Origin of the sequence: Porphyromonas sp. CAG:1061, from assembly GCF_000435035.1 — a bacterium.
In the GTDB taxonomy this organism is placed as follows: domain Bacteria; phylum Bacteroidota; class Bacteroidia; order Bacteroidales; family Porphyromonadaceae; genus Porphyromonas_A; species Porphyromonas_A somerae.
In genome coordinates, this window is sequence record NZ_HF988835.1 from 1 (window position 1) to 2,351 (window position 2,351).

The following is a 2,351-nucleotide window of genomic DNA, read 5'->3' on the forward strand; positions in this document are numbered from 1 at the left end:
GCTTCGGTTGGGATCTTGTAGCCGTGGCGTGCCAGCTTCTCTTTCATCTCCGTGATCCAAGGGTCATTCATCTTCAGGGTGTGCGTCACGCCACCGCGGTTGGCAGAGGGTATCTCGTGGTAATTGAGATAAAACTTCCCGTCCACCAGCGAGTAGTAGATCCGCTTGATGCCCTGCTCATATACCGATGGTGTGAATAGCTCTCTCTCATCCTCTTTACTAGGATACCACCCCTCGGACGCAAAGAATTCCTCTTCCATCCTCTTGATTTTATCATTGAGCTCTTTTATCTCTTTAGCAAGCTGGTTGATCTTCGCCTGATTTGGGTTGTTCTCCCTCTTCTCGTCCAGCTCCTTTATCTCCGCCCACAGCTCCTTCTCTTTTTTAGAAGCGTCAGCTGTTCCATCTCTATCGATAACTTGCCTGACTCTCCTATAGGCAGAACGGACTGCTTTATCAAAGCCTGCTCTATTGACGATTACGCCTTTAACGTAATTTTCTCTCTCTGTCTTAATCTTATCTCTATGAGGCTTCGGGACATATCCAATCGCGTTGGTGCAGTGGTCCTCCCACTCCTTAAACTTCGCCTGAGCTGCTGCCCAAGGGTCGCCTGCTCCTCCGCCACCCTCGGCAATGAGCTTATTCATCTCGGCCGTCTTCTCCTCAATCTGCTTCTGCAGACCCGCCGTCAGCTTATTGAAGTCTGCTCGCTTATTGCTGTTCTTCTCTAGAATGATGTCCTTCGAGGTACTTGACCAAGGGAGCGTCTTCAGGTCAAAGGCTGCAACGACGGCGAAGAAAGGGGTGTTGGTGACCTTGTAGCCACTTGAGGGATCGGTTGCCCAATGGTGGGTTGTCTCCGTCACGTAGCAGCTACCGAAGAAGGTGGTGGGGAGGGATGGAGCTGTTGCACCGTCGAGGGTCTCATCGTCCACCACAGTAACTCCACCTTTTTTCTCGAATGTTGTCTGCCTCAGTAGCTTCTGTGCGTAGTCCTTGTCGGAGGGATCCAGCTCTGTCGGTGCGACCTCGTCGTAGACGATGTGTGCCGTCCGGAAGAAGCGATCCCGCATCAGCGAGCCTATATTAAACTGCTCTGCCTCGCCATTTACCATTACCGACATAGGGTAGGTACTGAAGTTCACGAGCTTAGTGTTATCGTTTTTGTCGGACAAAGGTGTCTGGGTGTTTTTGTTGCCCGGTAGCTTACCATCGTTTGTTTTGGCGATAGGATAGAAGGAGGGCTCGAAATTGAGCACTTGAAAGCTTACCGACTTCAGCTCCATATTCTTGAGCGTGGTGATGCCTTCCTCCACAAGTGTAGCATCCACCGTCACCACCGCCTGTGCCAAGACTCGGCGGGTGTAGATCTGTACCAAGTTACGTCCATGCTCCTTCACCTCCTCCTCGGTGATTTCATCCTCTGGTCGGTAGCTCTCCTTCACGCCAGACGACATAATCCGATCATTCCTCTTGTAAAAGGGGGGATCCTTAGCTTCCTTGGTGCTGCTCATCCTTTTTATGTCGAAAAATTCTGTCGGGTAGTCGGCTCTCACCCTGGGTCTAGGACCTCCCGGTGCACTGGGACGTCCATGGACAGCAAATGACAGCAAGTCTGGGATCTTTTCGCGCTGTCCCGAAGTATCTCTCGATACCAATTTGGTGGCGATGTGGCTGTCGGGGCGAAAGGCCTCCAGGGTGGGGGCATCATGACTGCCGTAGGTGATGCCGGATGCACCAATGTAGGGGATAGGCTCTGCAATCCGCTTGAGGAACTCTTTTTTATTACCGAGCTTTTCGCCTAAGTAGGTGAGGTACTGCTGAGGGATATTGAAGAAAGCAAAGATCTGCTTATTGACCGGTGCCGACCTAAAGGGCTTGAGAAGCAGCTCCTGCTTGGCGGGATCCCACTTCTCTACCACTTTAGTGTCGGTTACAGAACCTTCGATCCACTGCACCTTGTCGCTCTTGTCGGAGACGATGAAGACAGCGAAGTTCTCAATGAGGTCATCGCCCTGCCAGGTGACTTGGTAGTTGCCACCCCTCTGATCCTCAGTCTGTGTCTGGCTCGCTGGATCCGTTGTGGGGGATGTGGGTGGGTTGGTGCGAAGTGCAAGCGACATATAGGTGCTGCCCTCATCAAACTCTGCCGTGTGGCGGTAGCCGAGATCCTCTTCGGGGACGAAACGCTCCTTCTGGCAGCCGGTGAGGCTAAGGAGCAGTGCTAGTAACACGCCGCTCAGGGTGCTTAGCTTCTGATTGATGGATCTGCTTATATTCGTCATATTTATTCTCTGCGTCTGTTGTTGTTTCTTTTCCCTCTCTCCTAGTGGCAGGAGGTGCGGTCAGGC

General features: G+C 52.3%; 1 protein-coding gene. It reads right to left on the reverse strand.

Annotation, left to right across the window (positions count from 1 at the left end; all coding sequences use genetic code 11):
* Positions 1–2,285, reverse strand: a 2,285-nt coding sequence (locus QVO39_RS00695) for a mediator of RNA polymerase II transcription subunit 4 (protein WP_288171262.1), incomplete at its 3' end; no start/stop codon positions are given.
* Positions 2,286–2,351: the final 66 nt, after the last annotated feature.